At 70.2% G+C, this 26,088-nt stretch carries 24 protein-coding genes and 1 pseudogene; 12 read left to right on the forward strand and 13 right to left on the reverse strand.

Features of this window, described 5'->3' with window-relative positions; translation table 11 throughout:
- Positions 1 to 111 precede the first annotated feature (111 nt).
- A complete protein-coding gene (malQ, locus tag RC1_RS08375; RefSeq protein WP_202795570.1) occupies positions 112 to 1,656 on the forward strand; it encodes a 4-alpha-glucanotransferase in 1,545 nt (514 codons plus the stop codon).
- Positions 1,657 to 1,678: 22 nt separating this feature from the next.
- Complete coding sequence (locus RC1_RS08380; RefSeq protein WP_012566931.1) at positions 1,679 to 2,923, forward strand: DUF4032 domain-containing protein; 1,245 nt, start codon at positions 1,679 to 1,681, stop codon at positions 2,921 to 2,923.
- A gap of 38 nt (positions 2,924 to 2,961) precedes the next feature.
- Here RC1_RS08380 and RC1_RS08385 read toward each other — a convergent pair whose 3' ends face one another.
- Entirely contained in the window at positions 2,962 to 3,390 is a 429-nt protein-coding gene (locus RC1_RS08385; RefSeq protein ID WP_012566932.1) for a flagellar export protein FliJ, read from the reverse strand.
- A gap of 28 nt (positions 3,391 to 3,418) precedes the next feature.
- Positions 3,419 to 4,762 carry a flagellar protein export ATPase FliI gene (fliI, locus tag RC1_RS08390; protein ID WP_012566933.1) on the reverse strand — a complete coding sequence of 448 codons (1,344 nt, stop codon included), beginning with the start codon at positions 4,760 to 4,762 and terminating at the stop codon, positions 3,419 to 3,421.
- Between the two features lie 261 nt (positions 4,763 to 5,023).
- Between fliI and ctrA the strand changes: the two genes are divergently transcribed.
- Both ctrA and RC1_RS08400 read left to right on the forward strand, forming a co-directional pair.
- The gene (gene ctrA, locus RC1_RS08395) at positions 5,024 to 5,728 is read left to right on the forward strand and encodes a response regulator transcription factor CtrA (protein ID WP_012566934.1); all 705 of its coding nucleotides are present in this window, start codon (positions 5,024 to 5,026) and stop codon (positions 5,726 to 5,728) included.
- Between the two features lie 68 nt (positions 5,729 to 5,796).
- Positions 5,797 to 6,924 carry an NAD(P)/FAD-dependent oxidoreductase gene (locus RC1_RS08400; RefSeq protein WP_012566935.1) on the forward strand — a complete coding sequence of 376 codons (1,128 nt, stop codon included), beginning with the start codon at positions 5,797 to 5,799 and terminating at the stop codon, positions 6,922 to 6,924.
- Positions 6,925 to 6,943: 19 nt separating this feature from the next.
- On the opposite strand, the gene RC1_RS08405 is transcribed toward RC1_RS08400, so the two are convergent.
- The 6 genes from RC1_RS08405 to RC1_RS08430 all read right to left on the reverse strand — a co-directional run bounded on the left by RC1_RS08405 (position 6,944) and on the right by RC1_RS08430 (position 13,420).
- A complete protein-coding gene (locus RC1_RS08405) occupies positions 6,944 to 7,777 on the reverse strand; it encodes a protein-glutamate O-methyltransferase (protein WP_012566936.1) in 834 nt (277 codons plus the stop codon).
- Positions 7,774 to 8,958 (reverse strand): protein-glutamate methylesterase/protein-glutamine glutaminase, encoded by a 1,185-nt coding sequence (locus tag RC1_RS08410; protein WP_012566937.1) that lies wholly within the window; start codon positions 8,956 to 8,958, stop codon positions 7,774 to 7,776. The genes RC1_RS08405 and RC1_RS08410 overlap by 4 nt, the downstream gene beginning before the upstream one ends.
- Positions 8,959 to 8,980: 22 nt before the next feature.
- Positions 8,981 to 9,346 (reverse strand): response regulator, encoded by a 366-nt coding sequence (locus RC1_RS08415; protein ID WP_012566938.1) that lies wholly within the window; start codon positions 9,344 to 9,346, stop codon positions 8,981 to 8,983.
- A gap of 29 nt (positions 9,347 to 9,375) precedes the next feature.
- A complete protein-coding gene (locus RC1_RS08420) occupies positions 9,376 to 9,873 on the reverse strand; it encodes a chemotaxis protein CheW (protein WP_012566939.1) in 498 nt (165 codons plus the stop codon).
- Positions 9,870 to 12,575 carry a hybrid sensor histidine kinase/response regulator gene (locus RC1_RS08425; protein WP_012566940.1) on the reverse strand — a complete coding sequence of 902 codons (2,706 nt, stop codon included), beginning with the start codon at positions 12,573 to 12,575 and terminating at the stop codon, positions 9,870 to 9,872. The genes RC1_RS08420 and RC1_RS08425 overlap by 4 nt, the downstream gene beginning before the upstream one ends.
- 206 nt (positions 12,576 to 12,781) lie before the next feature.
- Complete coding sequence (locus RC1_RS08430; protein ID WP_012566941.1) at positions 12,782 to 13,420, reverse strand: histidine phosphotransferase family protein; 639 nt, start codon at positions 13,418 to 13,420, stop codon at positions 12,782 to 12,784.
- A 140-nt stretch (positions 13,421 to 13,560) separates the two neighbouring features.
- Between RC1_RS08430 and RC1_RS08435 the strand changes: the two genes are divergently transcribed.
- On the forward strand, positions 13,561 to 13,749 hold the full coding sequence (locus RC1_RS08435; RefSeq protein WP_012566942.1) for a DUF3553 domain-containing protein: 189 nt from the start codon (positions 13,561 to 13,563) through the stop codon (positions 13,747 to 13,749).
- Positions 13,750 to 13,785: 36 nt separating this feature from the next.
- Here the strand turns inward: RC1_RS08435 and RC1_RS08440 are convergent, their stop codons facing one another.
- Positions 13,786 to 14,988, reverse strand: a complete 1,203-nt coding sequence (locus RC1_RS08440; protein WP_012566943.1) for an AsmA family protein — start codon at positions 14,986 to 14,988, stop codon at positions 13,786 to 13,788.
- 92 nt (positions 14,989 to 15,080) lie between these two features.
- Between RC1_RS08440 and RC1_RS21735 the strand changes: the two genes are divergently transcribed.
- Positions 15,081 to 15,338, forward strand: a complete 258-nt coding sequence (locus RC1_RS21735; protein ID WP_041785241.1) for a hypothetical protein — start codon at positions 15,081 to 15,083, stop codon at positions 15,336 to 15,338.
- Here the strand turns inward: RC1_RS21735 and RC1_RS22625 are convergent.
- Positions 15,239 to 15,850: pseudogene (locus tag RC1_RS22625) on the reverse strand (AsmA family protein); the annotation flags it as partial. The gene RC1_RS21735 and the pseudogene RC1_RS22625 overlap by 100 nt on opposite strands.
- Before the next feature lie 204 nt (positions 15,851 to 16,054).
- Between RC1_RS22625 and moaA the strand changes: the two are divergent.
- Together moaA and RC1_RS08455 are read left to right on the forward strand one after the other, a co-directional pair.
- On the forward strand, positions 16,055 to 17,101 hold the full coding sequence (gene moaA / locus RC1_RS08450) for a GTP 3',8-cyclase MoaA (RefSeq protein WP_012566944.1): 1,047 nt from the start codon (positions 16,055 to 16,057) through the stop codon (positions 17,099 to 17,101).
- Between the two features lie 43 nt (positions 17,102 to 17,144).
- Positions 17,145 to 17,966, forward strand: coding sequence for an NAD kinase (locus tag RC1_RS08455; RefSeq protein WP_012566945.1), 822 nt, complete (start codon positions 17,145 to 17,147; stop codon positions 17,964 to 17,966).
- 23 nt (positions 17,967 to 17,989) lie between these two features.
- Here the strand turns inward: RC1_RS08455 and RC1_RS08460 are convergent, their stop codons facing one another.
- Positions 17,990 to 18,856: an N-formylglutamate amidohydrolase gene (locus RC1_RS08460; protein ID WP_012566946.1), complete on the reverse strand. Its 867-nt coding sequence runs from the start codon at positions 18,854 to 18,856 to the stop codon at positions 17,990 to 17,992.
- 303 nt (positions 18,857 to 19,159) lie between these two features.
- Between RC1_RS08460 and RC1_RS08465 the strand changes: the two genes are divergently transcribed.
- Together RC1_RS08465 and RC1_RS08470 are read left to right on the forward strand one after the other, a co-directional pair.
- The gene (locus tag RC1_RS08465; protein ID WP_012566947.1) at positions 19,160 to 20,113 is read left to right on the forward strand and encodes a M14 family metallopeptidase; all 954 of its coding nucleotides are present in this window, start codon (positions 19,160 to 19,162) and stop codon (positions 20,111 to 20,113) included.
- Positions 20,110 to 21,246 carry an AbrB family transcriptional regulator gene (locus tag RC1_RS08470; protein ID WP_012566948.1) on the forward strand — a complete coding sequence of 379 codons (1,137 nt, stop codon included), beginning with the start codon at positions 20,110 to 20,112 and terminating at the stop codon, positions 21,244 to 21,246. The genes RC1_RS08465 and RC1_RS08470 overlap by 4 nt, the downstream gene beginning before the upstream one ends.
- Here the strand turns inward: RC1_RS08470 and RC1_RS08475 are convergent.
- Complete coding sequence (locus RC1_RS08475; protein ID WP_012566949.1) at positions 21,239 to 23,002, reverse strand: hypothetical protein; 1,764 nt, start codon at positions 23,000 to 23,002, stop codon at positions 21,239 to 21,241. The genes RC1_RS08470 and RC1_RS08475 overlap by 8 nt on opposite strands.
- 162 nt (positions 23,003 to 23,164) lie before the next feature.
- Positions 23,165 to 23,677: a CreA family protein gene (locus tag RC1_RS08480; protein ID WP_012566950.1), complete on the reverse strand. Its 513-nt coding sequence runs from the start codon at positions 23,675 to 23,677 to the stop codon at positions 23,165 to 23,167.
- A 185-nt stretch (positions 23,678 to 23,862) separates the two neighbouring features.
- Between RC1_RS08480 and RC1_RS08485 the strand changes: the two genes are divergently transcribed.
- Both RC1_RS08485 and RC1_RS08490 read left to right on the forward strand, forming a co-directional pair.
- A complete protein-coding gene (locus RC1_RS08485) occupies positions 23,863 to 24,975 on the forward strand; it encodes an AI-2E family transporter (RefSeq protein WP_012566951.1) in 1,113 nt (370 codons plus the stop codon).
- 80 nt (positions 24,976 to 25,055) lie between these two features.
- Positions 25,056 to 26,078 (forward strand): SPFH domain-containing protein, encoded by a 1,023-nt coding sequence (locus RC1_RS08490; protein ID WP_012566952.1) that lies wholly within the window; start codon positions 25,056 to 25,058, stop codon positions 26,076 to 26,078.
- The last annotated feature ends 10 nt before the right edge of the window (positions 26,079 to 26,088 follow it).

Consider the following 26,088-nt stretch of genomic DNA (forward strand, 5'->3'; position numbering starts at 1 on the left):
TAACAAGGCGGGCGTAACAAAGGGGTTTGACCGGGAATCCCCGGCCCCTACTATCAGGGATCGGCCCGCCGCCGCCGGCGGCTTCCCCTCCCCTGCCAGAGACAGCCAGCCTTGACGATGACCGACGCGCGCGCCAGCGGCCTGCTGCTGCATCCCACCTCGCTTCCCGGCGGACACGGCATCGGCGATCTGGGGCCGGAGGCGCGGCGCTTCGTGGACTGGCTGGCGGCCGCCGGCCAGACCTTCTGGCAGATCCTCCCGCTGGCCCCGACCAGCGCCGGCAACTCCCCCTATTCCGCCCTCTCCACCTTCGCCGGCAATCCGCTGCTCGTCAGCCTGGAGGATCTGGTCGAGGAGGGGCTGGCCCCGCCGTCCGTGCTGGAAGACCTGCCCGGCAATGGCGAGCATGTCGATTACGGCGCCGTGATCGAGCGCAAGCTGGCCGCCCTGGATACGGTCTGCGCCGCCTTTCTGAAGCGGCCGTCGGACGACGAGCTGTGGGTTGACTACGACCTGTTCCGCGCCCGGCACGAGGCCGACTGGCTGGACGAGTACGCGCTCTACACGGCGCTGAAGGCCCGCCACAAGGGCCGGGCCTGGACCGAGTGGAACGCGCTCTATGTCACCCGCAACCCGATCGGGCTGGGCGAGGCGCGGCACACGCTCGGGTTCGAGGTGCGCAAGGTCAAGGTCCAGCAGTTCCTGTTCTTCCGCCAGTGGCAGCGGCTGCACGACCATGCCCGCGCCCGCGGCATCCGCATCATCGGCGACATGCCGATCTTCGTCGCCGCCGACAGTGCGGACGTCTGGAGCCGGCCGGAACTGTTCGAACTGGACACGGCGGGCTGCCCGACCGTGGTGGCCGGGGTGCCGCCGGACTATTTCAGCGCCACCGGACAGCTCTGGGGCAATCCGCTGTACCGCTGGGACGCCCACCGGGCCGAGAATTTCGGCTGGTGGCAGAAGCGGCTGGCGAAGACCATGGAGCAGGTGGACCTGATCCGCATCGACCATTTCCGCGGCTTCGACGCCTGCTGGCAGGTGAAGGCCGGGGAGGAGACGGCGATCCATGGACAATGGGTGCCCGTTCCCGGCTACGAACTGTTCCAGTCCCTGACGGAGCGGTTCGGAGACATGCCGGTGATCGCGGAGGATCTGGGCATCATCACGCCGGAGGTGGAGCGGCTGCGGGACCATTTCGGCTTCCCCGGCATGCGCGTGCTGCCCTTCGAGTGGGGTGAGGACTTCCATCCCGAAGCCTACGATCCCGACCGCTTCCCCCGGAACCGGGTGTTCTATACGGGGACGCACGACAACGACACGATTCTGGGCTGGTTCCGCTCCATCGGCGGGGAGCATTCCCGCCCCGGCCGTGCCATGCTGGACTACATGGGCAGCGACGGGCGCGAACCGCACTGGGACTTCCTGCGTTTCGCCCTCGGGACGAACGCCCGCATCGCCATGGCCCCCGTGCAGGACGTGCTGGGGCTGGGAACGGAGGCGCGGATGAACCTTCCCGGACAGGCGGACGGCAACTGGACCTGGCGCCTGCGCCCCGGACAGTTGACGGACGGGCTCGCCGAACGCCTGCGCGGGCTGACCGAGGCGAGCGGGCGGCTCGCCGACCCCGAGGCTGCGGGGGTCATGCCGGCCTGAACGGCCGGGGCGGAGGCGGACCGTGCGCATCAAGCTCGCCTCCGCGGACAGCTTCGGCTTCGGTGTCGGCCTGCCCTGGGAGCGGCCGCTGGCGGACTGGCCGGCCGACCGGCTGGTGGAGATGCCGCGCGGCATCAGCCGCAACGTCGTCCGCTTCGTCCGCGGCGCGGGCGGGTCCGTCTTCGCCCTGAAGGAACTGCCCGAGCGGGTGGCGCTGCACGAATACGGACTGTTGCGGCAACTGCACGAGCGCGGCCTGCCGGTGGTGGAGGCGGCGGGCGTCGTCACCGACCGGACGGACCGCGACGGGCAGCCCCTGAAGACGGTGCTGGTCACCCGCTACCTGGACCGCGCCCTTCCCTACCGCGTGCTGTTCGGCAGCGGCGACCCGCTGGCCCGCGGCGACCGGCTGCTGGACGCGCTGGTGGACCTGCTGATCCGGCTGCATCTGGCGGGCTTGCACTGGGGCGACTGCTCGCTGTCCAACACGCTGTTCCGGCGCGATGCCGGCCGGCTGGCCGCCTATCTGGTGGATGCCGAGACTGGGGAGCTGCGGCCGGAGCTGTCCGACGGGATGCGCCGCTACGACGTGGAACTGGCCCGCGACAATGTCGCCGGCGAGCTGATGGATCTGGCCGCGGGTCCCGGCCTGCCCGCGGACCTGGACCCGGTCGCCGTGGCCGAGGAGCTGGAGGCGCGCTACCACCGGCTCTGGCACGAGCTGACCCGGGACGAGGTTTTCGCGCCGGGGGAGCAGCACCGGGTGCAGGGCCGCATCAACGCGCTGAACGCCCTGGGCTTCGACGTCGAGGAACTGGAACTGGTCACGGCCGGCGATGGCGAGGGGCTGCGGCTGGTGATGCGCCCGCGGGTGGTCGAGGCCGGACACCACCGGCGGCGGCTGCACCAGCTTACCGGGCTGGAAGCGGAGGAGAACCAGAGCCGCCAGCTCCTGAACGACATCAGCCGCTACCGGGCGCAACTGGAGTTCCTGGGCGGACGGCCGCTCAGCGACGCGGCGGTGGCGCACCGCTGGCTGCACGAGGTCTATGCGGCCGCCCTGGACGCCGTGCCGGACGACCTGCGCGGCCGGCTGGACGATCCGGAACTGTACTTCCAGATCCTGGAGCACCGCTGGTATCTGTCGGAGGCGGCGGGCCGCGACGTCGGCACGGCGGCGGCGCTGGGCGACTACATCGACACGGTGCTGCGCCACCTGCCCGACCGGCCCCTGGCGGCGGCGACGGAGCCCTGGCCGGAACCCTGACCCCGGCCGGCCGGGCCGTCACAGGAGGTCCGGCTCCGTCAGGACGTGCCGTCCCGGTTGGCCCGCTGGAAGCGGATGGAGGCGATCTCGTCCAGCCGCTGCGTGTCGGCCCGGCGCAGCGCCTCCTGGCGCTGGCGCTGGCGCTCCTCCTGCGCCAGCTCGTAACGTTTCAGCTCCTGGAACGCCTCGGCCACCGACTCCTCGGCCCGCGCCACCTCGGCCCGGGCGCGGGCGATGGCGTCGTCCAGCCGCTCCCGGCGATGGATGACATGGCGGGCGAAGTCGCCGTAGGTCGCCGCCGCCTGCAGGGAGCCGGCGGCCACCTTCTGCTCGTGCGCCAGTTCCTGCTCCAGCCGGGCGCGCTCGCCGCACAGCCGCTCCTCCACGGCCTGGCGTTCGGCCAGCGCCCGGCGGCGCTCGTCCACCTCCAGCTTGTGCAGCCGGATCAGGGTGCTCAGGTCCTTCATTCAGCCCCGTTCCTCCGCCTTCCGCCGCTCAGCCGGCGCTGCCGACGGCCGGCATGCCCAGGATGGCCGCCAGTTCGCTGTAGCCGGTGCCGAGGTCGCTGCGCTCGTCCTTGCCTTGGCGCAGGAAGTTCTCCAGCGCCGGCTGGAAGTGGATCGCCTCGTCCACCATGCTGTCGGAACCGCGGCGGTAGGCGCCCAGGCGGATCATCTCCTCCATGTCGGCATAGGCGGCCATCAGCCGCCGCGCCCTTGTGACCAGGAGGTTCTGCTCCTCCGTGTTGCAGCCGGGCATGGTGCGGCTGACGGAGCGCAGGATGTTGATGGCCGGGTAGCGCCCGCGCTCGCCGATGCGGCGTTCCATGACGATGTGGCCGTCCAGGATGCCGCGCACGGCATCGGCGATGGGCTCCTCCATGTCGCCGCCCTCCACCAGCACGGTGAAGAGGCCGCTGATCGTCCCCTCCCCCGTGCCCGGCCCCGCCCGTTCCAGCAGGCGCGGCAGTTCGGCGAAGACGGTGGGGGGATAGCCCTTGGTCGTCGGCGGTTCGCCCGCGGACAGACCGATCTCGCGCTGGGCCATGGCGAAGCGGGTGACGCTGTCCATCAGGCAGAGCACGTCCTGCCCCTCGTCGCGGAAGAACTCCGCCACCGCCATCGTCATGTAGGCCGCCTGCCGGCGCATCAGCGGCGGTTCGTCGGAGGTGGCGACGACGACGACGGAGCGGGCCAGACCCTCCGGCCCCAGGTCGGCCTCCAGGAACTCCTGCACCTCGCGGCCGCGCTCGCCGATCAGGCCGATGACGCTGACCTGGGCCGCCGTGTACTTCGCCAGCATGGACATCAGCACGGACTTGCCGACGCCGGAACCGGCGAAGATGCCCATGCGCTGGCCTTTGCAGCAGGTCAGGAAGGTGTTGATGGCGCGCACGCCCAGGTCGATCTTGCCGCCCACCCGGCGGCGGGCGTGCGCCGGCGGCGGGCTGGCGCGGATCGGCGTCGGGCGCGGCCCCTGCGGCAGCGGCCCCTTGCCGTCGATCGGCTCCCCCAGCGCGTTCACGACCCGGCCCAGCCAGCCCGTCGTGGGGGTGATGGCCGGCTGGCCCTCCGCCACCTCGGCACGGCAGCCCAGGCCGATGTCGTCCAGCGTGCCGAAGGGCATCAGCAGCGCCTTGCCGGCGCGGAAGCCCACGACCTCGCACGGGACGACACGGCCGCCGCGGGTGATGACCCGGCAGCGCCCGCCGACGGACAGGCGCTTCTCGACCCCGCCGACTTCCACCAGCATGCCCAGGACGGAACTGACCCGCCCGTAGATGCTGTGGTCCGGCAGCGCGTCGATCTCCGCGATCACCTGGTCCGTATCCGGCTGCACGCCCCGTCCTCCTTCCGGCCCCCGGCCTTTCCCCGCCCGGCCACCGCCGCTTTGACGGCGGCCGCCCCTTGGTCGCCGCCGGCGCAGGATGCCATGGCCGGGTTAAAGGGCACAGCGGCTTTCCAGGGCCACAAAAGTTAACGACCTGACCCGTTGCACACATGGCATGAACGGCAATCCTCTGTTAACCTCGTTGGAAAAAGACCCGATGCCGGAAGGCCCAGAAAACGGTCTGCCACCATTCTTCGGAAGGGAGATGCCATGAGAGTCTTGCTGGTGGAAGACGATCCTTCGATGGCGAAGAGCATCGAGCTGATGCTCAACTCGGAAGGCTATATCGTCGACTCTACGGAGTTGGGCGAGGACGGGTTGGAGATCGGCAAGCTCTACGACTACGACATCATCATCCTGGACCTGATGCTGCCGGACATCGACGGCTACGAGGTGCTGCGCCGCCTGCGTTCCGCGCGTGTCACCACGCCCATTCTCATCCTTTCCGGTCTTTCGGAACTGGACCATAAAATCAAAGGGTTGGGCGTCGGGGCCGACGACTACCTGACGAAGCCGTTCGACAAGCGCGAACTGGTCGCGCGCCTCCAGGCCATCGTCCGGCGGAGCAAGGGGCATTCCGACAGCATCATCCGCACCGGCAAGCTGACCGTGAACCTGGATGCCCGCACCGTGGAGGTGGACGGCCAGCCGCTGCACCTGACCGGCAAGGAATACGGCATCCTGGAACTGCTGAGCCTGCGCAAGGGCACGACGCTGACCAAGGAGATGTTCCTCAACCATCTCTATGGCGGCATGGACGAGCCCGAGCTGAAGATCATCGACGTGTTCGTCTGCAAGCTGCGCAAGAAGCTGACCACCGCGACGAAGGGCGAGAACTACATCGAGACGGTGTGGGGCCGCGGCTATGTGCTGCGCGACCCGACGGAGGTGCAGAAGCCCCAGGTGGCGAGCTGACGCCGAGGCGTCCGACCATGACCGGGCGCGGGCCATGACCGGACGCAAGCCATGACCGGGCGCGGGCCATGACCGGGCGGCGCATCGTCCTGGTCGGGGCCGGGCACGCCCATCTGTTCTCCCTGAAGCGGGCCGCCGCCTTCGCAGGCGCCGGCCATGACCTGACCGTCGTGGCGCCGGGACCGTTCTGGTACTCCGGGCTGGCGACGGGCGTGCTGGGCGGCGCCTATCCGCCGGAGCTGGACCAGGTGGACGTGGCGACACTGGTCGCCCGGGGCGGCGGGCGCTTCGTCTGCGACCGCGCGACCGGCATCGACCGGCAGGCCGGTCTGCTGCATCTGGCCGATGGCGCCCCCCTTCCCTTCGACCTGCTGTCCCTCACCCTGGGCAGCGAACCGCCGTCTATCCCCGGTGCTGCGGACACGCCCGGCTGCTTCGCCGTGAAGCCGGTGCCGCAGCTTCTGGCCCTGCGCCGGGAGATCGAGCGGCGGGTCGCCGCCGCGCCGTCAGGGCCGCTGCGGATCGTGCTGGCCGGGGGGGGCGTCACGGCACTGGAGCTGGCGGCCAATGCCGAGGCGCTGGTGCGCCGTCGCGGCGGCCGGGCCGAGGTGACGGTGCTGGCCGCGGGCGAGCGTCTGCTCCGCCAGCTCTCCCCCGCCGCCGCCGAGCGGGTGGAGAGGGGGCTGGCTGCCCGCGGCGTGACCTGCCGTCGGCAGGCGCGGGTCGCGCGGGTTGCCCCCGGGACGGCCGAGCTGGAGAACGGCACCGCCGTACCCTTCGACCTGTTCGTGAACGCCACCGGCCTGAAGCCCGCGCCGCTGCTGCGCGCCTTCGGCGTGCCCTTGGACCGGGAGGGGGCGATGATTGTGGACGGGTATCTGCGCTCGCCCGCGGATCCGCGCCTGTTCGGCGCCGGGGACTGCATCGAGCTGGACGGGCACGACCTGCCGAGGGTCGGCGTCCATGCCATCCGGCAGGCGCCCGTGCTGTTCCACAACCTGCTGGCCGCAGCCGGGGACGCTGCCCTGCGGCCCTACCGGCCGCAGCGGCGCCATCTCTGGATCATGAACCTGGGCGACGGCACGGGGCTGGCCGCCCGCGGGCGGCTGTGGTGGCACGGCCGGTCGGCCTGGTGGCTGAAGGACCGGATCGACCGCCGCTTCCTGGCGGCGTACCAGCGCGCGGCCAGGGACTGACCCGCCGCCGGCTTCTGGATCAGCCGATCTTCGGCGCCGGCGCGGAGGCGAGCTGGTAGAGGCCGCGCTGGCCTTCCATCGGCTTGAACTTGTCGGTGATGCCCAGCACCGTCTCGGCACCGCCGAGATAGAGCACGCCGTCGGGCGGCAGCATCCGGGCCATCGCCTCCAGCACCTTCGTCTTCGTCGGCTGGTCGAAATAGATCAGCACGTTGCGGCAGAAGATGACGTCGAACTGACCCAGCGGGCTGAGGTCGGACAGCAGGTTGTACTCACGGAACTGAACCCGCGAGCGCAGATCGTCGCTGATCTGCCACTTGTCCCCGACCTGCTTGAAGTACTTGACCAGATGGGTGATAGGCAGGCCGCGCTGCACTTCGAACTGGGTGTAGAGTCCGGCCTTGGCCTTGGCCACCATCTCGGCGGAGATGTCGGTGCCGACGATGTCGAACTTCCAGCCGGCCACCTTGTGGCCTTCGTCGTTCAGCGTCATCAGCAGCGAATACGCCTCCTGCCCCGAGGAGCAGGCGGCCGACCAGATCCGGATGGACTTCTTCGCCTGCCGCGACGGCATCTGCAACGGCAGCACGACGGATTTGAACAGGTCGAACGGCTTCTGGTCGCGGAAGAAGGACGACTCGTTGGTCGTCATCGCCTCCGTGATGTCGCGCAGCAGGGCCTCGTCCTTGCGCGTGCGGATCATGGCCGCCAGTTCGTCCAGACCCTTGACGCTCCACTTGCGCGCGATCGGCATCAGCCGGGATTCGAGCAGGTAGGCCTTGTCCTTGGTCAGCACCAGCCCCGACCGCTGCTTCAGCAGCGTGCAGAACATATCGAAATCTTCGACCTTCATGCTGCCCGCCTCGCTGCGATCTTCTGGATGAAGGGACCGATTTCCTTCAGCGGCAGGATGGCGCTGCACAGGCCTGCCGTCGCCACCGCGCCCGGCATGCCCCAGACCACGCTCGTCGCCTCGTCCTGGCCGATGACCACGCCACCGGCCTGAACCACGCTTTCACAGCCCTTCTGGCCGTCATGGCCCATGCCCGTGAGGATCACGGACAGCACCCGGCGGCCCCACTGGCGCACGATGCTGCGCAGCATCGGGTCCACGGCGGGGCGGCAGAAATTCTCCGGCGCATCCTTGGTGAGCTGGACCGTCGGCACGCCGTTGCGGTTCACCACCAGGAAATGGAAGTCGCCGGGTGCGACATAGGCACGGCCGCCGACGATCGGCTCCCCGTCCTTGGCCTCGGCGCACTGGATGCCGCACTGGCGCGTGATGTGGTCGGCCAGGATGGTGGTGAAGGTGGCCGGCATGTGCTGCGTGATCAGGATCGGCTGGGTCGCCCCGCGCAGATGCCCCAGCACCTCGAACAGCGCCTGCGGCCCGCCGGTCGAACTGCCGATGGCGATGACATCAGGCCGGCCATCGGGAGGCAGCGGCCGAACCGTCAGGGGCCCCGTCTCCGGCTTGGCGCGGACGGGCGAGGGCAGCGTGTAGCCGGAGGTCGGCTGTGCCGCGGCACCCGGCGGCCGGGCGGCAGCCGTTCCTTCGCGCCGCGGGCCGGAGCGGCGGGCAGCCGCCCCCAGGGCCTTCACCTTCTCCGTCAGCTCGCGCTTGAAGGTGTCGGCCCCGGTCAGCTCCCGCGTCGAGGAGGGCTTCGGGATGTAGTCCGCCGCCCCCGCGCGCAGGGCGCGCAGGCTGATGTCCGCCCCCTTCGCCGTGAGGGTGGAGGCCATGACGATCTTGACGTTGGGGTCCGCCTGCAACAGGTGCGGCAGCGCCGACAGCCCGTCGAGCACCGGCATCTCGATGTCCAGGACGATGACGTCGATGGGCTGTCGCGAGAGGGTGTTGATCGCCATCTGCCCGTTGGCGACGGACGCGACGACCTTGATCTCGGGGTCGGACTCCAGCGCGCGGGTGATCAGGCCGCGGATGACGGCAGAGTCGTCCACCACCATGACACGGAAGGGATCGGAGCCTCCCGACGGTCCGGAAACCGTGGTTCTTCCGGGGGAATCGTTCATTGCGATCAGTTTCCGGGGGCTCTCAGAGGAGCCCGACCTGCTGGAACTTCGTCTGGATGATATCGCTGTCGAACGGCTTCATGATGTACTCGTTCGCACCGGCGGACAGGGCTTCCTGGATGTGCGCCAGATCGTTCTCGGTGGTGCAGAACACCACCTTCGGCGCCTGACCGCCCGTCATCTTGCGCAGGCGGCGCAGGAACTCGATCCCGGTCATCACCGGCATGTTCCAGTCCAGCAGGACCGCGTCCGGCATGGCCTCGGCACACTTCTCCATCGCCTGCTTGCCATCCTCGGCTTCGGTGCAGGTGAAGCCGAGTTCTTCCAGGATCTTGCGGGCGACCTTGCGGACGACGCGGCTGTCGTCGACGACCAAGCAGGACTTCATGGAGCGGACCCCGATCGCAGCAGCCGATATCAAGCGGCTTCAATACTAGCGAAATTGAGAAGGCGCGACACGTCCAGAACGACGAGCAGCGTCTCCTTCAGGCGGTAGATGCCGGTGGAGATGTCCCGCCAGCGCTGGTCCATCGTGGCCGGATGGCGCTCGAAGTCCGTGCTGGAGAGGCTCAGCACCTCCCCCACATGATCGACCATCAGCGAGTACAGCTCGCCGCGGTGATCGACCACGATGCTCATGCCCGGATGCTCCTTGCCGCGCGGCGGCAGCCCCAGCCGCAGCCGCACGTCCACGGCGGTGACGATGCGGCCGCGCAGGTTCAGCGAGCCGGCCACCTCCGGCGGGGCCAGCGGGATGCGGGTGATCCGCTGCGGTCCGAGAACGTCCTGCACCTGCAACACGGGGATGCCGAAGAGCTGGTCGGCGATGGTCGCCGTCACGAAATCCTCGTGGGTGGCGACGGCCGCCTCCGCGAGCTGGCCTTTCTTGGCGGGAACGGGCAGGCGGGCGCTCATGCTGCACCTTTCGTCTCGGAGATGGTCTGTTGCAGGGTGAAGATCAGCGCATCGCGGTCGAACTTGGCGACATAGTCGTTGAACCCGGCCTGCCGGCCGCGGTCAAGATCGCGCGGGCTGGCGTGGCTGGACAGAGCCACCATCGGCACCTGCGCCCAGCGCCCGCTGGCGCGGACCGCCTGGGCGAAGTCCAGGCCGTTCATGCCGGGCATCTCGATGTCGCTGACGATGACATCGAACTCCTCTCCCGCCTCGCACAGGGCCAGCGCATCGTCCGCACTCTCCACCGACACCACGTCATAGCCGTGGACGGTCAGGGTGGGGGTGATGAGGTTGCGGAAGAACGGGCTGTCATCCACCAGCAGGACGCGGTGCGCCCGCACATCCTCGAAGTTCTCCGACCGGCTGGAGCCGAACCAGTCCTTGAAGGCCTGGGTCAGGTAGAAGCCGGCGTCGATCACGTCGGTCGCCTTGCCGGCGATGATGGCGCTGCCCAGGAAGCCCGGCCGCTCGGTGCCCAGCTCCACGTTCAGGCGGTCTTCGACGATGTCCACGATCTCGTCCACGACGAGGCCCATGGAGCGTTCGCCGTCGGCGAAGACGACCACCGGCTGGCGCTTGTCGCGGACGATCTGCCAGGCCGGGTCGATCGGCACCAGCGGCATCAGCTTGCCGCGGTACTGCACGACCGGCGAGCCGTTGGACAGCTCCACCTGGTTGAGGTCGATGTCCTCCAGGCGGGCGACCAGCGAGAGCGGCACCGCCTTCGGACCGCCGCTGCCGGCGGTGAACAGGAGCATGGCCAGCTTGTCGTCCTCCCGGCGGGACTGCTTGCTGGTGATGTCGGTCGCGGCCGCGCTGTCCTGCACGGCCATCTCCCCCGTGACGGCGGCGATGCCGTTCGGATCGAGGATCATGATGACCGAGCCGTCGCCCAGGATGGTGTTGCCCGAGAACAGCTCGATGTGGCGCAGGATCGGGGCCACCGGCTTCACCACGATCTCTTCGGTGTCGAACACCTTGTCGACGATGATGCCGAAGACGTAGTTGCCGACCTGGGTGACGACGATGAAGGTCTCGCGCTTGTCCTCGTCGTCCGCGCCCAGCTTCAGCAGGCGCTGGAGGCTGACCAGCGGCAGCAGGCGGTTGCGCAGGCGCAGCACCGGGGTGCCGTGGATGCGCTCGATCTTGTGCTCGCTGTCCGTGGCGGCGCGGACCAGCTCGATCACGCTGATCTGCGGGATGGCGAAGCGCTCGGTGGCGCACTCCACGATCAGGGCGGAAACGATGGCGAGGGTCAGCGGGATCTTGATGGTGAAGGTGGTGCCCTTGCCCTCCACCGACTTCATCTCGATGGTGCCGCCGATCCGCTCGATGTTCGTCTTCACCACGTCCATGCCGACGCCGCGGCCGGAGACGCTGGTCACCGCGGCGGCGGTGGAGAAGCCGGGCTTCATGATGAAGGACTGGATCTGCTGGTCCGACATGGCGGCCAGCTCGGCCTCCGTCGCCAGACCGTTCTGGATCGCCTTCGCCTTGATCTTCTCGATCGCCAGGCCGCGCCCGTCGTCGGAGATCTCGATGATGATGTGCCCGCCCTCATGGAAGGCGTTCAGCGTGATCCGGCCGGTTTCGGACTTGCCCTTGGCGGCGCGCTCCGCCGGCAGCTCCAGCCCGTGGTCGCCGGAGTTGCGGACCATGTGGGTCAGCGGGTCCTTGATCAGCTCCAGCACCTGCCGGTCCAGCTCGGTCTCGGCGCCGAGCATCTGAAGCTCGATCTTCTTGTGCAGTTCGTGGGAGAGGTCGCGCACCAGCCGGGGCAGCTTGGCCCAGGCATTGCCGATCGGCTGCATGCGCGTCTTCATCACGCCCTCCTGAAGTTCGGAGGTGACGTGGTTGAGGCGCTGCAGCGGCGCGGCGAACTCGCTCTCCTTCTGGGAGCGCAGGATCTGGAGAAGCTGGTTGCGGGTCAGCACCAGCTCCGAAACCATGGTCATCAGGTTTTCCAGCAGATCCACATGGACGCGGATCGACTGCTGCGCGACGGCGGATTCCTTCGGCTCGCCGCGGGTGTCGTCCACCGCCTCGACCCGGGCGGCGGGCGGTGCGGGCTCGGCAGGCGGCGGCGGCTCGGCAGCAGTGGCCACGGCACGCGCACCGGCCGGCGCCGGAACGGCGGCCGTGGCGGCAGCGAGCACCTCCTTGCTGGCCGGGACCGGGACGAAGCCATGCTCGTCCGGCTGTTCCGCCGGGGCGGCAGGGGTGGCGGCAGGGGCAGCGGCTGGCGCTTCGGCGGCAGGGGCGGCGCCGGCCTTCGGCAGCTCGCGCCCTTCGGCCATGGCGTTGAGGCGGTTGATCAGATCCTCGTCCGAGCCGGCGGGCTCTGCCTCGGTCTGCTCAAGGACGGAAAGAATGCCCTTGATCGTGTCCAGGGACTCGAGGATCAGCGACACCGCGTAGGGCGTTACGCTCAGCTCCCCGTCGCGGAACCGGCCGAGCACGTTCTCCGCGGCGTGGGCCACCGACTCCAGCCGGGGCAGGCCCAGGAAGCCGCAGGTGCCCTTGATCGTGTGAACGAGCCGGAAGATGTTGCTGAGAAGGCCCGGATCGTTGGGATTGCGTTCGAGCCGCACCAGCTCGACGTCGAGAACAGCAAGGTTCTCGTTGGTTTCCGTAAGGAACTCGCTCAGCAGATCGTCCATGTCCAAACCCCATTTCGGGTTATCGGCAGTGCGGCATTCGGATGTGCGGCCCCAGCGTGGGTTGCACATCCCACCAGCCCGGACCCGCACCGACAAGCCCTGACCGATCAACATCTGACAGATTGTTGTTAAATCTGTCTTACCCTTTCGATTGATGCAGCCGGGGCCGCAGTTCCGCAAGAGGGACTATCCGACTGTATGGTGCGTCAGACATCCGCGGGAACAAGTGAAATCCGGATATCGTCCGCATTTTCCGCCATGACCACTATCCTGATGGCGTGCAGGCGTCCGAACCGCAGGGCCGCATACCCCAGGATAGAGCGTGGCGACAGATCTGCGGGGGCGATCTCCCCCGCCAGGGCGGCGCGAGTCTCCTCCCGCAGCCCGGCGTTGCGGCCTGTGCCCTGGAGCGACACCCCTGCCCCCTCGCGGACGACCCGCACCGTGCCGCCGGCGGGCAGCGCTTCGTCCGCCAGCAGGGCGGCGATGAGCAGCAGCTTCAGCAGGCCGCGGGGCGGTCGGGCCGGCAGATCGGCCTGCCAGTCGATGCGGACGCGGCCGCCGCGGAACCAGCCTTCGAGGGTGAGCCGCGCCTGGGCCGGGTCCAGCCCGTCCTGGCCGCCGGCGGCACCGAAGGCGAAGCGGAACAGGCGCAACCGGCGGGCCGCCGCCTCGGCGCTGTCCGCGATCAGGGTCAGCGCCTCCGCCCCCGCGCCGAGGCCCATCTCGTCGATCAGCTCGACACCGTTGTTGATGGCCCCGACCGGGCTCACCAGATCGTGGCAGATGCGGGAGACCAGCAGCTCCACCGCGCGCGGCTCGAAATCCGGTGACTCCGGTGACATGGCCCCCTCCCGCTCTCCCCCGCCCGCTCTCCCTTGCCCGCGCTCCCCTGCGCGTCCCCCGGGCCGGTCCGCCTCCCCTGGCGTACCGGATGGGCGGGGTCTAGGATAGGCCGGGACGGCGGCGACGGAAACCTGATCCGATGGACGACATGCTCGTACCCGGCGCCCATGTGCGCCATCCCGGCCAGCCGGACTGGGGCCTGGGCCAGATCCAGTCGGTCATCGGCACCCGCGTGACGGTGAATTTCGAGCACGCGGGCAAGGTCCTGATCAACACGGCGGCGGTGGGGCTGACGGTGGTCGATCCCGATGCCCCGGGGGACGGCTGACCCCCTCCCCTGCCGCCGGCCCGGCACCCCGGCGGGCTACTGGCCCTGGGGTGGCTTGGCCTGCGGCGCCTGTTCCGGCTTGCGGCCGCCCAGCAGCCCTTCCAACGCACCGCGCACCGCATCCTCCGGCTTCACCCCCTCCTTGGCCCCCTTCAGGGTGCCCTTCAGATCCTTCAGCGCCTCCTTCGCGGCCTTGGGGTCGCGCAGGGTCTCGCGCGCGATGCCGGCGATGTCCGGGGTGAAGGAAAGGGCGGTGAAGCTGCCGCGCACGAGGATCGGTACGGACAGGCCGGACTGGTCGGTCCGCCCCGCCCCCTGCCCTTCGATGCTGGCGACCAGCCGCGGCACGATGCGCAGGTCCACCTGCCGGTCCTGAAGCGCCACCGTACCGCCGCCCTGCACCCGCAAGAGCGGGGCCAGCAGGCGCAGATCGTCGGTCCGCGCAATACCCTGCGCGACGGCGAAGCTGGCGCCCAGCTCCGCGAAGTCCGTCTGCTGCGGCCCTTCGGCGGTGCCGCCGGTGACGGCGCGGACCATGTTGGCGATGTTGATGCCCTTGACGGCACCGTCGCGGAAGACCATCGACGCCCGGCCGTCCAGACTGCCCATGATGTCATGGGGGCTGGCACCCGCAGCCTTCAGCGCCAGCTCCACGTCGCTGGCCCCGGTCAGGCGCTTGAACCCGGCGAAGCGGGTCAGCACCGGTTCGGCCTGCATGCCGGCCACGGTGGCATCCACCTGCCAGCCGGGGGTCGCGGCGCGGCCGTCGATGCGGGCCATACCCTGCACAGTGCCGCCGAACAGGGCCGTCTTCCCCAGCGTGGCGGCAAGGCGGCCGTCGTCCAGCGTCAGGCCGAGCCGGGTCGGCCCCGCCTCCACCCCGGAGACGAGCACGCCGGCGAGCTGCACCGTCAGGTCGGCATCGGCCAGCCGCAGCGCCGAGAGATCGACCGGCTCCCGGCTCCAGCCCGGATCGGGGGCCGTGCCGGCGGCCGGGGGCTGCCCGGTCGGCGGGGTCGCGGGCACGGGCGTCGGTTCCGCCGCCGACGGGGGCGGCAGCAGCCGGTCCAGATCGAGCCGGCCGACGGCGACGGTGCCGCGCACCGCCGGACGGGCGCCGCCCAGGGCCACGGCAATGTCGCCCTTGGCGGCGATGTCGTCGGCCGCGAGGTCGAAGCCGCCCAGGGCGACGCGCTGCGGCGTGGCCTGGAGCGTCCCGGCCAGACGCAGGCTCTGCACCCGGCAGCGCCGGCGGCGCCCCGCCGGCGAGCCAGGCCAGCAGGTCCGGCAGGGAGTCCACCGTCGCCTGCACCGGCCCCTCCAGCCGGAGCGTGCCGCCGTCCGCCGGCCGCGCCAGCGTGCCGCCCAGCGTCACGGCCGTGCCCGCGGCCTCCACCGAGGCCTGGATGTCGGCGCTGCCGCCCGCCACCACGGCGCGGGCGGGCGCGGCGCTGGCGGTCAGCCGCAACGGCCGGCCGTCGAGGCTGAGCGTCGCCTCCAGAGCCAGCGGCTCGTCCAGGGCCGCCAGCGCGATGCTGGCGTCCAGGTCCTGCACCACGCGCTCCGTGCCGGCGCCGCCGTCGCGGTAGATCAGGGTCCCGTCCACGATCTCCACGTCGCCCAACGCCAGCTCCTGCAGCGTGGCGCCGGACCGGGAGGTGCCGGCATCCCCGGCCGCCTGCGGTGCCGGGGCGCCCTGCGGGACGGCGAGATCCCAGTTGGCCCGGCCGCGGGCATCCGTCTCCAGCACGATGCGGGGTTCGACCAGGATGAAGCGGTCCACCTGGACATCCCCGGACAGCAGCGGCCAGAGGCGCAGGCGCAGGTCCAGCCGGCCCAGCCGCAGCAGGTCGTCCCCGCCCTGCAATCCGGCGAAGCGGACATCCTCCGCCGTCACCGCCAGCACGGGCAGGACGGAGACGGAGACCGGGCCCGCCACCGTGAAGTCGCGGCCGGTCCGCTGTTCCACCGCCTGCTCCAGGCGGGCGACCAGCGGCCCCGTCGGGATCAGGAAGGGAAGCGCCACCGCCGCCGCCCCCAGCAGCACGAGCAGCACGACGATGCCGATCAGAAGTCTGCGCATGGTCTTTTCCCCCGCCATTGCCCTGCACCGATACCCATGTCCGGAAAAGCCGGTCACGGTCGGATGGTTCCGGCGGAGTGTAGCCCAGGCCGGCGCGGCCCGGCCATGCCGCGGCCGCTTGGTCTTGAGGTAAGGTGTCGCTATATGTCCGCCTCAGGCCGCTTCGGTGGCCGGCAAGGGCGCCGCGAAGGCGCCGACAACGGGGAAGGGAACGCACGACGGATGGCGAGCGCGGACGGCATGGTTCCGGCGGAGCGTCCGCCGCTGGTCGATCCCTTCGGCCGCGCCATCACCTATGTCCGCGTCTCCGTCACGGACCGTTGCGATTTCCGCTGCGTCTACTGCATGTCGGAGGACATGCACTTCCTGCCCAAGGCGGAGGTGCTGTCGCTGGAGGAACTGGACCGGCTGTGCTCCGCCTTCGTGCGGCTGGGCACCCGGAAGCTGCGCCTGACGGGCGGGGAACCGCTGGTGCGGCGGGACATCCTGGAACTGATCCGCAGCCTGGGCCGGCATCTGCGCACCGGCCGGCTGGACGAACTGACCCTGACCACCAACGGCAGCCAGCTTGCCCGCCATGCGGACGCGCTGGCCGAAGCCGGGGTGCGGCGGGTCAATGTCAGCCTGGACACGCTGGACCCCGCCCGGTTCGAGCGCATCACCCGCTGGGGCCGGCTGTCCCGGGTGATGGAGGGGCTGGCGGCGGCGAAAGCCGCGGGGCTGGCGGTGAAGATCAACTGCGTGGCGCTGAAGGGCGTGAACGAGGACGAGACGGAAACGCTGGTCGCCTGGTGCGCCGGGCAGGGCTTCGACCTCTCCTTCATCGAGGTCATGCCGCTGGGCGACATCGACGGCGCCGGTGGCGGCGAGACGCGGCTGGCCCAGTATCTGCCGCTGTCCCTGCTGCGTGCCCGGCTGGCACGGCGCTGGACCCTGACCGACATCCCCTGGCGCACGGGCGGCCCCGCCCGGTATGTACGGGTGGAGGAGACCGGGCAGCGGATCGGCTTCATCACCCCCCTGACCCACAATTTCTGTGAAAGCTGCAACCGGGTGCGGGTGACCTGCACGGGCCGCCTGTTCATGTGCCTGGGCCAGGAGGACAGCGCGGACCTGCGCACGCCGCTGCGCGCCGCCCCCGACGACGCGGCCCTGACGGAAGCCATCCGCGAGGCCATCGGGCGCAAGCCGAAGGGCCACGACTTCATCATCGACCGCCGACAGAAGGGTCCCGCCGTCGGCCGGCACATGAGCGTCACGGGGGGCTGAGCATGCTGGCCGCGGCCTCCGGCTTGGACTAGAGTGCGCGGCCATGCCCGACCAGACGCCCCCGCTCCAGGACGCTTCGGACGCCGCGCTGTCCCCCCTGCCGCGGGCGCCGGCGCTGGCCTTCGTCGCGGCCGAGACGGACGACGCCCGCAGCGCCCGCGACCGCCTGCACGCCCGTTACCGCGGCGTCCCGCCGGAGGAGGCGGACATCGTGGTGGCCCTGGGCGGCGACGGCTTCCTGCTGGAGACGCTGCACGACACCCTGTCCCTGCGGGTGCCGGTCTACGGCATGAACCGCGGGTCGGTCGGGTTCCTGCTGAACGACTTCGGGGAGGACGGGCTGTCCGACCGGGTCTGCCGGGCCCAGCGGGTGGCGCTGCATCCGCTGCGGATGCGGGCGACGACGGCCGCGGGCGAGCGGTCCGGGCTGGCCTTCAACGAGGTGTCGCTGCTGCGCGAGACGCGGCAGGCGGCGAAGCTGCGGATCAGCGTGGACGGGGTGGTCCGGCTGCCGGAGCTGACCTGCGACGGGGCGCTGGTCAGCACGCCCGCGGGCAGCACCGCCTACAACCTCTCGGCCCACGGGCCGATCCTGCCGCTGGGGGCCGGCATCCTGGCCCTGACGCCGATCAGCGCCTTCCGTCCGCGCCGCTGGCGCGGCGCGCTGCTGCCGCACGACGCCCGCATCACCTTCGAGGTGATGGAGGGCGACAAGCGCCCGGTCAGCGCCGTGGCCGACTTCACGGAGGTGCGCGACGTGCTGCGGGTGGAGGTGTACGAGGACCGCTCCATCGCCTCGACGCTGCTGTTCGATCCGGAGATGAATCTGGAGGAACGCATCCTGAAGGAGCAGTTCCAGCCCTGATGCCGGACGGCGCGGGGGAGGACCTACTCCGCCGCCAGCGACCGCGTCCGCTCGCCGGCATGGTCGCAGATGACCCCGACCAGACGCTCCAGGTCGCGCTTCAGCCGCTCGAACCCGTCATGCCGCTCCAGCGTCTCCTCGTTCATGTAGAGCTGGCGGTCGATCTCAAGCTGAAGGCTGTGCAGGCCGCGCTGCGGGCTGGAATAGCGGCGGACCAGCTCGACCCCCTTGTAGGGATCGTTCAGCCGCACCCGGTAGCCCATGCCGCGCAGGGTGTCGGCCACCATGCGGGTGAAGGCGGGATCGCAGGTGGTGCCGTCGCGGTCGCCCAGCACGAAGTCCACCGGCTCTTCATAACCGTCGGCCCCGCCGCCGAGGGAGGGCATCGAATGGCAGTTGACGTGCCAGACCGCACCGAAGCGGCGGTGCAGCAGGTCCATCGCCTGGGCAAGCTGCTCATGATAGGGGCGCCAGTAGCGCTCGATCCGCTCCAGCACCTGGGCCGGCGACAGCCGCCCGTCATAGAGCGGCATGCCCGGCCGGCAGAGCGTGCGCACCAGCCCCATGCCCAGGGCGCTCTTCTCCGACGGGTTCAGGGGGCCGGGCCAGGAGCCGGAGAGGATGCCGGGGTCGATGTCGTCGAAGGCGCGGTTCACGTCGATGTAACTGCGCGGGAACAGGGCACAGAGCAGGGTCGCCCCCATCTCCGGCACGCCGGCGAACAGCTCGTCCACATAGGTGTCCTCCGCCTGACGCAGCAGGCCGAGGGGACAGACGAACTGGAAATCCACGGGGTAGCTGGTCCCGCTGTGGGGACTGTCGAAGACGACGGGCACCCGTTTGCCGACGGGGTCCTGGCGCACCAGGACATCGTGGATCACCAGACTCATGCTTGCGCTCCCCTGCCCCCCGCGTCCACCCCGGACACGCCGCCGGCCGCCACGCGCCCGCCCCCGGCCAGCGGCCGGGACGCGCCCGGGTCCCGCTCCCCGCCAGCGGACCTGGACATCTGCACGGACTCGGAGCCCGTGAGCGGACATACGGCCGTCACCGACCGTTTATTCAACCATCATAATTCCGTATACAAGGGCCCAATCCGGCCGTCGACAAGAACCATGGCGGACATCGCCCTTCGAACAGGGTTGTCACGGTCGGGCACCCGCGGCCAACGGCGGGACGACAGGGAGGAGAGCGTGGTCAGGGTGATCGACCCGATCGAACTGGTGGCGCCGGACATCGAGCCCTACCGGCACGGCAACACGGGCATCGAGCATGTCGGCAGCATCACGGCGGACGAACCGGGACCGCATGTGCTGGTCAACGCGCTGATGCATGGCAACGAACTGTGCGGGGCGGTGGCGCTGGACTTCCTGGTCCGGCACGGCATCCGCCCCCGCCGCGGCCGGCTGACCCTGTCCTTCTGCAATGTCGCGGCCTATGCCACGTTCGATCCCCGCTCGCCCGCCGCCTCGCGCTACGTGGACGAGGACATGAACCGCGTCTGGTCGCCCGCCGTGCTGGACAGCCCGCGGGACAGCGCCGAGCTGCGGCGGGCCCGCCAGCTCCGCCCGCTGTTCGAGAGTGCGGACTTCCTGCTGGATCTGCATTCCATGCAGAATCCGACGGCACCGCTGATGCTCTGCGGCCGCACCTCCCGGGGCGAGCGACTGGCGCGGGCGGTCGGCTTTCCCGCCTGGATCGTGGCGGACGGGGGCCATGCCTCCGGCCGTCGCCTGATCGACCATGGCCGCTTCGCCGACCCGGACGGCGACGCCATCGCCCTGCTGGCGGAATGCGGCCAGCACTGGCGCAGGGACACCGGCCCGGTGGCGGTGGAGACGACCCTGCGCTTCCTGCTGGCGACCGGCTGCATCGACGCGGCCGACGCCGCCCCCTGGCTGCCCGGCGGGGAGCGGCCCGATCCCTGCCTTGTGGAGGTCACGGACACCGTGACCGTCGGGTCCGACGCCTTCACCTTCAGCGAACCCTATCTGGGCATGGAGATCATTCCGGCGGCCGGCACCGTCATCGCCAGCGACGGCGGCCGGCCGGTCCGCACGCCCTATGACGACTGCATCCTGATCATGCCGTCCCGCCGCCTCTCCCGGGGACAGACGGCCGTCCGGCTGGGGCGGCTGCGTCCGTGACGGCGGCGGAGGAAACGGAGCGGCAGGCGCCGGAGGCTGCCGGGGTGCCGGCGGGCACGGACTGGCGCGGCCTGGCCGCCACGCTGGGGCTGGGGGCAGCGGGCGGCAGCCTGTTCTTCCTGCTGCATGTGCCGCTGGCCTTCATGATCGGCGCCCTGGTGTCCGTCACGGCGGCGGCGATGGCGGGCGTGCGGGTGTCGGTGCCGCGGCGGCTGCGCACCGCGATGGTGGTCGTGCTGGGCATCATGCTGGGCAGCGCCTTCCGCCCGGCCATGCTGGAGCATCTGTCCGAGTGGGCGGTCAGCCTGGGCGGGCTGGTGCTCTATACCGTCGCCGCAGCACTGGCGGGTCTGCTCTATCTGCGCCGGGTCGCCCGGTATGACGGGGTGACCGCCTACTTCACGGCGATGCCCGGCGGCTTCCAGGAGATGGTGCTGATGGGGGCGGCGATGGGCGGCGACGACCGCACCATCGCGCTGGCCCACAGCATGCGGATCATGCTGACCGTGCTGACGGTGCCCTTCGCGTTCCAGCTCCTGCCCGGCTTCGCCCCGGCGGCGCGCGACTGGTCGCTGGGCGGGCTGGGGCCGGGGCTGATCGACCTGCCGCTGCGCGACGTGGCGCTGCTGGCGGCCTGCGCCCTGGGCGCACCGGTCGCCCAGCGGCTGCGCATCCCCGCCGGCATGCTGGTGGGGCCGATGCTGCTGAGTGCCGCCGTCCACCTGAGCGGGCTGACCGTGGGCAAGCCCCCCGGCCTGCTGGTCGCGGCGGCGCAGGTGGTTGTCGGCGCCGGCATCGGCTGCCGCTTCGTGGGCGTGCCGCTGCGCACGATCGTCGCCGTTGCCGCCGCTGCCCTGGGGCTGACGGTGGCACTGCTGGCGGTGACGGTGCTGATGGCGCTGTCTGTCCACCTGCTGACGGGCCTGGATCTCGCGGCACTGATCCTGGCCTACGCCCCCGGCGGGCTGGCGGAGATGAGTCTGGTGGCCCTGTCGCTGCATGTGGACGCGGCCTTCGTGGCGACGCACCACATCGCCCGCATCGTGCTGATCGTCATCTTCGCGCCGCTGGCCTGGCGTCTGTGGCAGGCCCACCGGCGGCGCGGCGCCGGAACGCCCCCCGGCGTCAGGTGAACCGGGCCCGGTTCAGCAGGTCGTAGAAGGTCCGCAGCGCCTGGGCCTTCTCCTCCGCCGAGTTCAACCCCTCAATGAACTTGCCGTCGAAGTTCGGCTGACGCAGGTGCCCGATGATCTGGTCGCGGACGATGCGGCGGGCGCGGGGGCTGGCCAGAACGTCCGCGGCGGCGAACTGTACCAGACGGGTCGCGCGCACCCGCAGGGGGGCGGAGGGATCGTCCAGCTTCTCGATGATGCGGGCCTGGACGATGTAGTCCGCCACCATCCTGTCCAGCCGGTCGGCCAGCGGGTCCTTGTCCGCTTCCCGCAGACGGGAGCCGATCAGGCCGCTGTAGACGGCGGCCAGCGCCTGCATCTTCGGCTTCAGCGGTGTCGCCGTCGGCATCAGGCCCTGGATGCCGCCAGGATGGCCCAGCGTACCCTGAAGCCGGTCGAGCACGGCGGCCTGCTCCGCCTGACCGGCAGGGCTGTCCGCCAGGGCGATCAGGTAGGCCAGACGGTCTGCCCCCGTGGGCAACAGCGACAGCACCCCGTCCATGGAGAGACGCCGCCCCTCCCCGCCGCCCTGTTCGATGAAGCGGAAGAAGCCCAGGGTCAGCGCCTCCGCCACACGCGCACCGCCGAACACGCCGGTCGGTTTCACCAGCCGGGCGGCCAGGGTCTGGAAGGCGTCGCGCTGCCGGTGCGGATCCCCGGTCAGGGGATGTGTGGAGCGCAGGCTGCGGACCAGCGATTCCAGCAGGATGCTGCGGGTTTCCGGCGCCTGGCCCGAGGCCGCCCACCGGCTGAGCACGGCCGTGACGGCCGGCGCCTTCTCCCGCTCCGACGGTTCGTAGCTGCCCTCGACGATGTCCACCAGCCGGTTGAGCGCGGTGGAGAGATCGGGCTGACGGCCCAGCAGATCCTGTACCACCGCCGGGTTGATGATGGCGTCCGCCACCAGGGAATCGAGGACGCGGATGTACTGGGCCGCGTGGTTTCCGGCGGTCCCGGCGATCCCGTCCTCCCCGCCCAGGGAGAGAATCCATTCGACCTTGCCCAGCAGGTTGCGGATGTTCACCAGATCGCGGCAGAGCACGACCTTGGCCAGATAATCCGTCTCTTCCGGATCGCCGTTGGCGTGCCGCTCCACCTCCGCCATGGTGGCGGGCAGGCCGGCTTCCTTCGGATAGGGCAGGTTGCGGCGGGCCACGGCCCGCTCGGCCCGGGTCCGCAGTTCCTCGATCCGGGCGTAGATGTCGTCGCGGCGGTTGCGGACATCCTCCCCCGTGGTCCTGGCCTGGATCGACGCGACCCGGCTGACCGCGTTGGGCAGCAGCGCCTCGAAATTCATCACCCGCTTCATCTCCCCCGCATTGTGCAGGAGTTCCGAGGCGGTGAGGCCCTTCTCCTCCAGGTACTGGCGCAACAGACGGGAGATCGTCTGGCGGCTGTCGGGGCCGAGATACTGCTGCGACGCGGTGCAGACGGGCGCTTCCTCGATCGGGGAGATGGCGATGGGCCTGCGGCTGTGCAGGCGCATCTCGGTGAAGATCACCGTCTCCACCGTTCCCTGTCCGCCGGGGCGGTTGAACTCCCGCACGATGCGGACACCGTCGTGTCTGGGCAGGATGTGGACGGCGAACTCACGCGCTTCCTGCTCGGAACGGCATATCCGTTCCAATACCCAGTGATCGGTCCTGAAGACCTGGACCTCGAAGCTTATGGTCGGTGCGATGCGCCCCGTCCCCCCGACATTCACCGCCTGCCGCATGGCTTTTTGCCCCCGGCGCACCCCGACCGCCGGAGGGCGGCACCTGCAGGGCGCTTCAGAATTGCGGATGATTTTGAAGTAAATGCATCGGATGTCAATGAACGGATTTACGGCGAAGGAAAAGGGCCGGACGGGTCCGCCGAGGACTGGTCCGGCTCGCCGTCAGTCCTTCGGCTTGCCTCGGGACCAGGTGGCATTGGCGGCGAACAGCGGCACCGTGGAAATCGCCATCTTGGCCGAGGCTTCCTTCACCTGCCGGCTGTAGACGACATAGATCAGTGTGTCGTTGGCCTGATCGTAGATGCGGCGCACGGCGATGGACTTGAAGACCAGGCTCTTGCGCTCGGAGAAGACCTCCTCGCCGCTCTTCGAGGTGTCGATCTTCCCGATCACGACGGGACCGGTCTGCCGGCACGAGATGGAGGCGTTGGACGGATCCTCGAACCAGTTGCCCTGGGCCAGACGGTCGATCACCGAGCGGTCGAAATGGGCGATGTGGCAGGTGACACCCTGGATGTCGGGGTCGGCCACGGCCTCCACGGCGATCCCGTTGCCCGTCCAGTCGTTGGAGAATTCCCCGACCTTCTCGGCAGCGGCGGGGCCGGCTGCAAGGCAAAGGGCGCCCAGGGCCGCGGAGGGGGCAAGGCGGCGCAGGAAACGGATCGGCAGGCGCATGGTCGGGTCCCATCGGTTCGGAGCGGATCAGCCGCGGCAAGCCTAACGGTTGGGAGCGGTCCTGCGCAATCGCCCGCCGGCCCCGCCGCACGACGGCGCTGAACCAACCGTCGCGGGCGGTGTTCTACCCTGCATCCCGGCCCGCCCCGGCGGGCCTTCCCCGGAGCACAGGAGCGTTGGGCGGCATGCCTGAACAGACCGCGGTGGACCGCACCTTCGCGGAGGCGCAGGCCGGGCGGACGGCCCCGGCCGACGGCCGCGACCTGCTCCGGGTGCAGACGGTGGCCGTTCTGGTGCTGCTCGCGCTGGCGGTGATGTACACGCTCCACTTCACCCGCGAGGTGCTGCTGCCGGTCTTCCTGGCCTTCCTGCTGAGCCTGCTGCTGCGCGGGCCGGTCAAGGCCCTGCGCCGCCTGCACCTGCCCGAACCGCTGGGCGCGGCGCTGGTGACGCTGGCGCTGCTGGCCGCGGCGGGCGGGCTGGCCTATGTGCTGTCGGAGCCGGCGACCGCCTGGGTCCGCCGGCTGCCTGTCATTCTCTCCGAGGTGCGGGAGAAGTTCGGCGACATCCAGGCCCAGATCGAACAGGCCCGCCTGGCCACCGAACGGCTGCAACAGATGACGGGTGCCGGCGATGCCCCGCCGGAAGTGGTGGTGCGCGGTCCCTCCCTGGCGGCCGAGATCCTGTCGCAGACCCAGATCGTGATGGCACAGGCGGCCGTGACCCTGGCGCTGACCTTCTTCTTCCTGGCGTTCGGCCGGCACACGCTGGAAAGCGTGCTGCGCTCCCTGCCGCATGTCCGCGACCGGCTGCATCTGGTCGATATCGTCAACACGGTGCAGATCAACATCTCCGCCTATCTGATGACGATCACGCTGATCAACTCGGCGCTGGCCTTCGTCACCGCGACGCTGCTCTGGGCGCTGGGGATGCCCAACCCGGTCCTGTTCGGCGGCATCGCCGGCCTGCTGAACTTCATCCCCTACATCGGATCGGCCTGTACGACCATCATCCTGGCGATCGTGGCGCTGCTGAGCTTCGACACCTGGTGGGCCGTGCTGCTGCCGCCCGCCTGCTTCATCATGCTGACCGCCCTGGAGGGCAACTTCGTCACGCCCACCATCGTCGGCCGGCGGCTGACGCTGAATCCGATCTTCGTCTTCGCCACCGTGCTGTTCTGGGGCTGGCTGTGGGGCATGCCGGGGGCGTTGCTGGCCGTACCGATCCTGGCCGTCTTCAAGATCCTGTGCGACGCCACCCCGCCCCTGCGCACCCTGGGCGCCCTGATCGGTGGCTGATCCCTGCACGCGGCATTGCGGAATTCCCCAAAGAGACGCATCTAAGGGAGGATTGCGCAACCGCTGGAATCAGAAAGGCCATGGTGGAGATGGAAGGCGTGAGCCTGTTCGTCGTGGCGATCGTGGTGTTCGCGGTCGCCCTCGTCCTCTTGAGCGTGAAGACCGTGCCGCAGGGCCGCGAATACACGGTCGAGCGCTTCGGCCGCTACACCCGCACCCTGTCACCGGGGCTGAGCTTCATCGTGCCGGTCGTGGACCGGATCGGCTCCAAGCAGAACATGATGGAAACGGTGCTGGACGTCCCCAGCCAGGAGGTCATCACCAAGGACAACGCCATGGTGACGGTGGACGGTGTGGTCTTCTTCCAGGTGCTGGACGCCGCCCGCGCCGCCTACGAGGTCAACAACCTGCAGCTCGCCATCCTGAACCTGACCATGACCAACATCCGCACGGTCATGGGATCCATGGATCTGGACGAACTGCTGTCGCAGCGCGACCGCATCAACGCCCAGCTCCTGCATGTGGTGGACGAGGCGACGCAGCCCTGGGGCGTCAAGGTCACCCGCATCGAGATCCGGGACATCCAGCCGCCGCGCGATCTGGTGGACAGCATGGCCCGCCAGATGAAGGCCGAGCGCGACCGCCGCGCCGTCATCCTGGAGGCCGAGGGCGCGCGTCAGGCCGCCATCCTGCGCGCCGAGGGCGAGAAGCAGGCCGCCATCCTGGAGGCCGAGGGCCGGCGCGAGGCCGCCTTCCGCGATGCCGAGGCGCGTGAGCGCGCAGCCGAAGCGGAAGCCGCTGCCACCCGCATGGTCTCCGAGGCCATCGCCAGCGGCAATGTCCATGCCATCAACTACTTCGTGGCGCAGCGCTACGTCGATACGCTGAAGGAGTTCGCCACCAGCCCGAACCAGAAGATCCTGTTCATGCCGGTGGAGGCGGCGAGCGTCATCGGGTCCATCGGCGGCATCGCCGAGATCGCCCGCGACGCCTTCCCGCCGCGCACCGGCGGCGGAACCGGGGAAGGCCCCGGCGGGAACCGACCGGCCGCCGCACCGCGCAGCCCCTGGGCGACCTCCGGCGCCCCGGCCGGCGAGAGCTGACGGAGCACGG

Source organism: Rhodospirillum centenum SW (assembly GCF_000016185.1).
GTDB classification, from domain to species: Bacteria; Pseudomonadota; Alphaproteobacteria; order Azospirillales; family Azospirillaceae; genus Rhodocista; species Rhodocista centena.

Excerpts from the sequence above, each read along its gene's own strand:
- RC1_RS08385 (WP_012566932.1), bottom strand. The coding sequence starts at position 3,390 with ATGAAGGACCTGAGCACCCTGATCCGGCTGCACAAGCTGGAGGTGGAC.
- ctrA (WP_012566934.1), top strand. The coding sequence starts at position 5,024 with ATGAGAGTCTTGCTGGTGGAAGACGATCCTTCGATGGCGAAGAGCATC.
- RC1_RS08400 (WP_012566935.1), top strand. The coding sequence starts at position 5,797 with ATGACCGGGCGGCGCATCGTCCTGGTCGGGGCCGGGCACGCCCATCTG.
- RC1_RS08405 (WP_012566936.1), bottom strand. The coding sequence starts at position 7,777 with ATGAAGGTCGAAGATTTCGATATGTTCTGCACGCTGCTGAAGCAGCGG.
- RC1_RS08410 (WP_012566937.1), bottom strand. The coding sequence starts at position 8,958 with ATGAACGATTCCCCCGGAAGAACCACGGTTTCCGGACCGTCGGGAGGC.
- RC1_RS08415 (WP_012566938.1), bottom strand. The coding sequence starts at position 9,346 with ATGAAGTCCTGCTTGGTCGTCGACGACAGCCGCGTCGTCCGCAAGGTC.
- RC1_RS08420 (WP_012566939.1), bottom strand. The coding sequence starts at position 9,873 with ATGAGCGCCCGCCTGCCCGTTCCCGCCAAGAAAGGCCAGCTCGCGGAG.
- RC1_RS08425 (WP_012566940.1), bottom strand. The coding sequence starts at position 12,575 with ATGGACGATCTGCTGAGCGAGTTCCTTACGGAAACCAACGAGAACCTT.
- RC1_RS08430 (WP_012566941.1), bottom strand. The coding sequence starts at position 13,420 with ATGTCACCGGAGTCACCGGATTTCGAGCCGCGCGCGGTGGAGCTGCTG.
- RC1_RS08435 (WP_012566942.1), top strand. The coding sequence starts at position 13,561 with ATGGACGACATGCTCGTACCCGGCGCCCATGTGCGCCATCCCGGCCAG.
- moaA (WP_012566944.1), top strand. The coding sequence starts at position 16,055 with ATGGCGAGCGCGGACGGCATGGTTCCGGCGGAGCGTCCGCCGCTGGTC.
- RC1_RS08455 (WP_012566945.1), top strand. The coding sequence starts at position 17,145 with ATGCCCGACCAGACGCCCCCGCTCCAGGACGCTTCGGACGCCGCGCTG.
- RC1_RS08460 (WP_012566946.1), bottom strand. The coding sequence starts at position 18,856 with ATGAGTCTGGTGATCCACGATGTCCTGGTGCGCCAGGACCCCGTCGGC.
- RC1_RS08475 (WP_012566949.1), bottom strand. The coding sequence starts at position 23,002 with ATGCGGCAGGCGGTGAATGTCGGGGGGACGGGGCGCATCGCACCGACC.
- RC1_RS08480 (WP_012566950.1), bottom strand. The coding sequence starts at position 23,677 with ATGCGCCTGCCGATCCGTTTCCTGCGCCGCCTTGCCCCCTCCGCGGCC.
- RC1_RS08485 (WP_012566951.1), top strand. The coding sequence starts at position 23,863 with ATGCCTGAACAGACCGCGGTGGACCGCACCTTCGCGGAGGCGCAGGCC.
- RC1_RS08490 (WP_012566952.1), top strand. The coding sequence starts at position 25,056 with ATGGTGGAGATGGAAGGCGTGAGCCTGTTCGTCGTGGCGATCGTGGTG.